Genomic DNA, 8,196 nt, shown 5'->3' with positions numbered 1-8,196 from the left:
CCCTGGATTTGGGAATGTGTGCAGTTGGAGATGAAGCGGAGGGAGCGGTATCTGGAAGAGCATAATATTACACGGTTTTCCCAGAACACGGAGGCGAATCCATTTTCCAGCAAGATTATCTGTGGGGAATGTAACAGGGCTTTTGCGAGGAAGGGCTGGCGGACACCAAATGGGGATAGGAAGGTGTGGCAGTGCAGTGAGCGGTATAAGGTGAAAGGTGTGCTGGGATGTGGGAATCGGCACATTTATGATGAGACGTTGATCGAGATCTACCTGATGGCGTGGAATGGGCTTCTGGAGTGCCGGGAGATGCTGGTGCCGGAATGGGAGAGGAAGATGCAGGGTGTGAATTTGCTAGAGAGGTTCCGGGCAATGGATTTTATGGAGATTACGAAGGATGCACGGCCGATAAAAGAACTGGATATTGATTTGATGCTACGGACGGTGGATTATATTAAGATGTTTGAGGAGGGAATGGTAGTGACGGTGTTCTTGGATGGAACGGGAATTGAATGGAAAAATTGAAAAAGAACAGACAGGGTTTACAAAGAGAATGGCATTCAGTGAATCCTGTCACTTTTTGACTGCAGACATAGAAAAAGAAAAGGGATTATGGTATACTAACTGAAAAGCCAATTGGATAATACTCGGGAGGAAATAATGGGAACAATTATTGATGGAAGATATGAAATAAAGAAGAAATTACCGGAAGGAAATATGTCTACAGTCTACTTGTGTAACGATATACTGGCAGAGAGTGGTGGCATAGTTGCGCTAAAAGTATTCAATAAAATTATTAATGGTTCAATTAGTGAATTACAAAATAAAATTTTTTATCGAGAGGTTGAGTCTTTAGAGAGGGCTGAACATCCTAATGTTGTAAAAATAGAAAATAAGGGATTTGATAAAAAACTAAATAGCTTTTATATTGTGTTAGAATATATTAGTGGAAACAATTTAGACCAGTTATTTGATGTTGTTATAAACTGGGAGTTTGAAGACAAAATTAAAATTGCGAGTCAAATAGTTGATGCAGTAGGGTATCTTCACCAAAAGAATATTGTTCATAGAGATTTAAAACCATCCAATATTATTATAGACGATGAAAATAGGGTAAAAATTATTGATTTTGGTGTTAGCAAAATTAAAGATACATTTTACAGTGAATATACTGTTGTTAATTTTGCAACACCTAAATATGCTGCCCCTGAGCAATTAGCTGGAAAAGAAGTTACAATTCAAAGTGATATATATTCATTGGGCAAAATTTTTTACGAAGTTTTTTCAGGTGAAAATTTAAAGCAAGATGAAAAAATTCAGTTGGATAAAATTCCTTCAAAATTTCGTGGAATTGTAACTGGTATGATAGAAGAAGATATTAGAAAACGATACAAAAATTTGTTCGATGTAAAGAAAGATATTGAAAAAATTGGAACAGAGGATTTACAGAAAAAGACTCTTGTAATAAAAGCAACTCAAAAGATAGCGGACAAAATGTATAGTGAAGGTTATATATCTAGAAAAGAGGTTGCACTTGCGATTGCAAATATTAATAAAGATATGGAAGGAAAAGTATATCTTTGCAAAAGAAGAAATTCCAATTCATACATGTTGATTGGTAAGCAATTAGCGCTGGTATGTTGTATTGATAAGGCGAACATAAAACGATTAAGCGCAGTAGATGTGTGGTTTTATGATGCATCATATATGGAAATGTTACGCGAACAGAGTTTGGAAATTCCATATAAAGTCAAGCTATGTTCAAACAGTATACAATGTGCAAATAATGAAATTGATGCAAATGATTTACTTGAAGAAGGAAAAGAATTTTTTAATGCAAGAGACAATAAAAAGAATGAGGATATAATTTCTCGTGACATTACAAATAAGTGGAGAGAAATTCTTAAGTTACAACGAGAAAACTTGGAAGAAGCAAAAAATATACTAAAATATAAAAAATATACATATAACGAGAATGATGATTATATGGTGGTTGAATTAGATGATGAACATGGTGAAATACAGTTTACCCATGATGATTTATTGAGTATGACAGATAGATTTAATTTTAACAAGTCTTTTTCTGTAGGATATATGCAAGAACTTAGAGACAATGAACTTCGCATAACCTTGTCTGCAAATGCACATCTAAATAGAATTGCTCCAACAGGAGAAATATCTATTGATAAATTGATGATTGAAAGTGCGTTAAACCGGCAAGAGAGAGCTTTGCGAATGGTTCAATATGGAGAGATTGCTAATCCCAAAATTAGTGAAATTATTTATAATCCAGCCTTGGCTAAGAACAGAAATGATGTGCTAATCAGTGAAGGAGATTGTGTCTCAAAATATATTGATGAACCTAAATTGAGAAGTTTGGAAGGGGCTTTAGGAGCAGAGGATTTATATTTGTTACAAGGACCACCTGGAACTGGTAAGACAACCTTTATAAGTGAATTGGTGTATCAAATTTTAAAAAGAGATTCGAGGAGTAAGATATTAATTGCTTCTCAGTCAAATGTTGCTGTTGACAATTCTCTAAGTAAAATAAAAGAATTACTGCCTGATGTATCAATGATTCGAGTTGGAATTAGAGAAAAGTTTTCTGAAAGTATAATTGAGTACACATTTGAAAACTTTTGTAAGTCTTGGGGAAATGAAGTTATTCAAAAATGTACAGATGCATTAGAAGCATATAAGAAAAAGTCAGGCATAGATCAAACGATTTTTGAAAAAAATAGTATAATAACTGAAATTGAAGACTTGATTGAGAAACTCAGTATTTGGAATGAAGAAAAGCAGGATATTCAAAATGAAAAAGTGGATATTGATGAGCAAATTGAAAAATGGTCTGCAATGAATTCCAAACTAGAGAATATTATATTGGAAATTGCTAAAGAGAGAGAAAAGCCAGTTGAGGATTCCATATCAAAAATACTTGAAGATTTCACTGAAAATGTGCAATTGATAAGTATATACTATTCTGAAATTATAGAAAAAGTGGGAGAATTATCTTATAAGAAAATAGATATAGATAAAAAATTAAGAGAAATAGTAGATAAGATTAGAACTGGGGAAAAAGATATTAGCGATTGGCAGAATCTTCTTGGAATTAGTAATGCTAGTGAATATGCAAAAACAAAGAATAAAATTCAAGAAGAATTGAAAGAGAATCAGAAAAAGTACAATCAATTATCTCGGATTGAAAACATTTGTAAAGAGTGGCAGCAGAGGGTAAAAGCAGGGAATGACTTATATCAAGAGTGCTTAACAGATGTGTGTATTGTTGGAGCCACCTGTCTTGGAATTACAAATTTAAGTTCGAAGTCAGATTTAAAATTTAACTGGGTTATTATTGATGAAGCAGGAAAGGCAACACCCCCAGAAATTTTAGTTCCAATTGGATTAGGAGAAAAGATTATATTGGTAGGAGATCATAAACAGTTGCCACCGGTTGTCGATTCGGCATTAGATAAAGAAAGTTTAAAAGAGTTGGAAATTACGAAGGAAGAGTTGGAAGAGAGCTTATTTGAATATTTAGAAGAAAGAATCAGTCCTTCCTGTAAAAATATTTTAAATGAGCAATATAGAATGCACCCTGTTATAGGGGAAATGGTAAGCCAGATGTTCTATCAGGATGAAAAGTTGATTTCTAAAACTAAAGCAGAAGAAAAAACAGTTGAAACAGAATTATGGGGAAAGAAGGCTATAGTCTGGCTTTCGACAAACAAAAAAAAGACGGCGAAGGAAGAAGCGGTTAGCAAGTCTCAACATAAAACTTATAGAAACGTGTGTGAGAGTGAAGTTATTTTCGAATATTTGTTAAAACTTGAAAATGATTTTAAAAAACGAGGTATAAAAAAAGAAGTAGGAATCATTGCAGGGTATAGAGCACAAAGAGATTATCTTAACAGGGTGCTAGACAGTAGATACCACGCAGCCTTTTCCAATATAAAAGTAGAAATAAATACGGTAGATGCTTTTCAAGGGCGTGAAACAGACATTATATTCTATAGTGTGGTTCGGAGTAATGATGAAGGCGATATCGGATTTTTAAGTGATGTAAGAAGATTGAATGTGGCATTCTCTAGAGCTAGAGAGCTGTTGATAATTGTGGGAAACCATACGGCAGTAACCAAAAGACCAACAGTTTATAATAATCCGAATCCTTTTTATGAGGTAGTGCAATATATTTATGAACACGAAGAGTATTGTTGTTTAAGAGAGGTATAATCATGACTATTGAAGAATTAGCACAAAAGAATGCGAATGCTGTCGCTGGATATGATTTGGTTAAATACTTTGAGGCAGCATGTCCAGTATATAAAGTAGAGTTGCAATTTACAATGCAAAAGAAAAAACCATTATCAGTATTACAAGAGTTTATCCTCAAATTTTTAAAAGAAAATGTAACAAGTACAGAAAATATTTGTGCATTTTTAGGAGTGAATCAAGATGTAATTTTTAATGCAATTGCTGAACTGAGAGCTAATGACCTATTGACAATAGATATTTATAAAGCTAATTTGAAACTTACAGATAAAGGAAGAAAAGTATTAGAGAAGGCATCTGTAATTGTACCAGAAGAATTGACGTTTTCCATAATGATGGATGGAATGACAGGAGATGTGTTTATTGACACAAAGCGATATTTTAAAGGTAATGAATTACGAGATAACACAATGGTGCCATTAAAAAGTGCTCTTGAAAGACCAACTATTGAAGATATGACATATGAAAAATTGAATAATGCAATAAAGCAATACCGTATTTCAAATGGCAAAAATAGTTTTTTTGACGGTGATTTATTATCTATTAATAGGGTGGAAAAAGTTTATACAGAATACAAAAAAATGTATATTCTTGTTTACTATAACTATGAAAAATCCACAATGGAATTAAGAGCATTTGAAAAATCTACAAGACGTCAAGAATATGAAACAATTATCCTTAGAATGGAAAATGATAATTTGCACCAAATAAATCTTGATAAAAAGACTACTATTGATGAATTGGAGGAACGCCCATTATTAAACAGTTTACCTAAAGAGATAATTGAGGAAGCAGAGGAGTATGAAAATAAAAAGGGTGATTATCAAAAGCAAATTGATGTATTAAAAACTCAGATTATAGATTATAACGAGCAAATCGAAAGTGAAGTGGTTTCAGAAAAGGAGAAAATAACCGCAACACAACAAGTAAGAATACTAAAAAAACAGTTGGAAGATTTGCAGAGTGAACAAGAAAGCGCAAACAGAATTTTAAATACATATGATCATAGGCCGTTATTGATACAAGCTTTAAAAGAGGCAAATAATCAAGTGATTATAGTGTCCCCATGGATAAAACGTTCAGGAGTAAATAATGAGGTTATTTTGCTGATTGAGAAGGCATTACAAAGGAAGGTTCAAGTTATTATTGGTTATGGAATTAGTGAAGAACAGGATTCTGATCCTAAGATTGTGAAAAGATTAGAAAATATACAAAAAAAAGAATTTGGAAAATATTTAACAATGGTTAGTTTAAATAATACACACGAGAAAGTTTTAATATGTGATAATGATTTTCTTGTCATTACGAGTTTTAATTGGCTATCTTTTAGAGGAGACCCCAAATTTGGCTTTCGGCAAGAAACAGGCTACTATACGGAAATAAAAGAAGGCATAAAGGCAATGAAAGAAAATCTTAGCGAACGCATGGCAATAAAATTGTGTTGATCATATTTACAAGGAAACAAAAAGTTTGAAAGCAGTACAAGGAAGCAATAATTTTGCAGCAGGAGGATACGGAAGAAGTTGTGAAGTTGCTGTTTGCTGGGAAGAAAATGCCTAAGGTTTCTAAATGGATGAGAGAATTGCTTGGTGAGTGAAGTGTAAATTTCTGTTTTGTCGTACAAAATGTTGGTGGGGTAAATTACTCCCCCAAAGGGGTGAAAAACTGCTGAAAGGGGTAAACCGGAGAAATAGGACAATCCCAGGCAAAACTCTGTAACATCAGAGACGATACTTTTGCCGTGTACTATAAAAGACAACTTTCACCGCATGTGGAAACGGTAGTTCTGATGTCTAAGGTCAGGTAAATAAGTGTGAAAAAGGCCTGATTTCAGGTCTTTTTTGCTATTGGAGATATGAAAACATTCAATCCAAGGTCTAAACATAACGCTCTGAGGAAACAGGGCGATAGGCACTTAGCGAAAAAAGTGTGTATTGTTTAGACGCGGATTTAGATGTCGGTCATTGAGACAGTGATTTAGATGTCAGAGAGAGTTTAGGCCGTGGATGGGATATTGTGGGAAGGAGAAAATTACAATGGAATCAAAATGCATTTATTGTGGAAAAGACCACAGTTTATCAGAATCAGATATAATTCCTGATGCATTGACAAATGCGCGAATTTTGAATAGGAATGTATGCGGAATTGAACATAACAATAGATTCAGTGATATGTTTGAAAGCAAGGTAATAGACGCTTTAGCATTTATCACTAACGAACTTGATATTAAATCAAGTAAAGGAAAAAAATATGCATCGTATGATGCTGTTATTACTGTTGAGGGTACCGATTATAACTTAAAACTTCACGGAGATAATGAAATATTCAATGGTAGAGTTATAAAATCATCAGATAATACTCATTTGATTAGTTCCTATGATAAAACTGTTAAAATTGCAAAAGATGAAAGTAAGGTTCATCCGTTAGACATCAATGCAATTGAGATAGAAAAAAAGATTAAAATTAATAATGAAATTTTCTTTGATAGTGCGATGCACAGAATGCTTTCAAAAATTGCTTTTGAATGGTACTGCTCAAAAAATAATATTTCTGGGTATTATAATGAGTTTAAAGATATAGTTGATTTTATAACTACAGGAAATGGTACAAACCCAGTAAGCATAATCCAAGAAGAGGAAATCTATAAAATGATTGACCAGCAGGTTAATCTAGGGAGCCATACTCTTTTGGCCTTTGAAAAGGGGGATGGTGAAATAGATGTAGTTATTTCACTATTTGGATTGTTGATATACAGAGTAGTTGTTACTAAAAATAAACCCAGCATTTGTAATAATAACTTTTTATATGTGGAATTAAGAACGGATTCTCTTAGAAAAGAGCTTGTGCATCATTCAATTGAAGAGGCACAGCAGAAATTCGTTGAGATGCTAGCTCCAGAAAAGTTTATGAAAGCAGGAGTAGTAAATGGAGTGTCTATAATGGTACCAAAAGTTATGGAGCCAGTTTCTAATGTTGACTTGTATCCACTATTATTCAATTTAACTAAGTATTTCATATCTGTTGGCAAAGATGCAATAGGCCCTAATGCTAAAGTAAATGCATTGTTTTTAAATCAATTGAAAAACATAACGCAGTCATCCACATTACAAAAAAAATCAATAAAAAGATTTGTGAATGAAACATTCTATGAAGGACATGAAAAAATAAGGTTAAATACGCAATCAAGTAATAAAAAAGCAACGGTACTGTTCTACTCTATTTATTTAATTGGAATGAGTGAAGAAGAAAGATTAGATGATAAGATTTTGCAGGAAATCTTAAATGAAGGCTTATCATGCTCAGCTAATGCAGAGGTTGTTGTAGATGATGAAATGGAAAAAAATCTTAAAAGTATAATGATGGCAGATGAAGGTTATTCAGATGTGCTTGAGAAAGGTGCAGCAAAAGTGATAAATTGGCAGAATTAATTCAAGCTGCCATCACTGGTTATATTCCAGTGGTGGGGAGCCGTTCTATTTCTATGAGAATTATTCTTCGATATCAACACTCACACCGGACTTGAATCCTACCGCAAAGTGGTCATCAAAGACGGTGATTTTCTGCAGCATCCTGCGGACAAGGCTTTCATCAAATACGGTAATCTCGCTGGGCTGGGATTTCAGAAGGTCGCATAGCTCTGTGATTCGGTCCAGCCGTTCATCCTGGATGTGCTATCGGTTTCTGATTTTGCTTTCAGTTCCGGAAGCTGGAAAATCTCCTCGGTGATCGAATCGTAATCATCCCGGTTATTGGCTTATTGCAGGAGTTCTTTTTGCAGCTCCACCGAATTGGCGTCAATGTCATCCATGGAAGCGCTGACATCATTACGGATGACTGTAGCGATGTTCTCTTGTAGCATTTTCATGTAGCCGCTTTTGTCCAGATTCATTTCATTGATGGCCTTCAGAATAATAGACTGTAATA

4 protein-coding genes are annotated in these 8,196 nt (G+C 33.9%); all 4 read left to right on the top strand.

The window, feature by feature from the left end:
- The coding region (locus ACH2DQ_RS12530; RefSeq protein ID WP_395026934.1) for a zinc ribbon domain-containing protein at nucleotides 1–525 on the top strand (525 nt) is incomplete at its 5' end.
- Nucleotides 526–660: 135 nt separating this feature from the next.
- The gene (locus ACH2DQ_RS12525; RefSeq protein ID WP_394914142.1) at nucleotides 661–4,233 is read left to right on the top strand and encodes an AAA domain-containing protein; all 3,573 of its coding nucleotides are present in this window, start codon (nucleotides 661–663) and stop codon (nucleotides 4,231–4,233) included.
- Between the two features lie 2 nt (nucleotides 4,234–4,235).
- The gene (locus ACH2DQ_RS12520; RefSeq protein WP_394914143.1) at nucleotides 4,236–5,717 is read left to right on the top strand and encodes a phospholipase D-like domain-containing protein; all 1,482 of its coding nucleotides are present in this window, start codon (nucleotides 4,236–4,238) and stop codon (nucleotides 5,715–5,717) included.
- Nucleotides 5,718–6,308: 591 nt separating this feature from the next.
- Nucleotides 6,309–7,700 carry a hypothetical protein gene (locus ACH2DQ_RS12515; RefSeq protein ID WP_394914144.1) on the top strand — a complete coding sequence of 464 codons (1,392 nt, stop codon included), beginning with the start codon at nucleotides 6,309–6,311 and terminating at the stop codon, nucleotides 7,698–7,700.
- Nucleotides 7,701–8,196 lie beyond the last annotated feature (496 nt).

It is taken from the genome of Robinsoniella sp. (assembly GCF_034124845.1).
Note: the sequence above shows the minus strand (reverse complement) of the source record. Positions and strands in the feature narration are given on the sequence as shown.

Bases quoted from the DNA above. Each gene is read 5' to 3' on its own strand.
- ACH2DQ_RS12525 (WP_394914142.1), top strand. From the start codon at position 661: ATGGGAACAATTATTGATGGAAGATATGAAATAAAGAAGAAATTACCG.
- ACH2DQ_RS12520 (WP_394914143.1), top strand. From the start codon at position 4,236: ATGACTATTGAAGAATTAGCACAAAAGAATGCGAATGCTGTCGCTGGA.
- ACH2DQ_RS12515 (WP_394914144.1), top strand. From the start codon at position 6,309: ATGGAATCAAAATGCATTTATTGTGGAAAAGACCACAGTTTATCAGAA.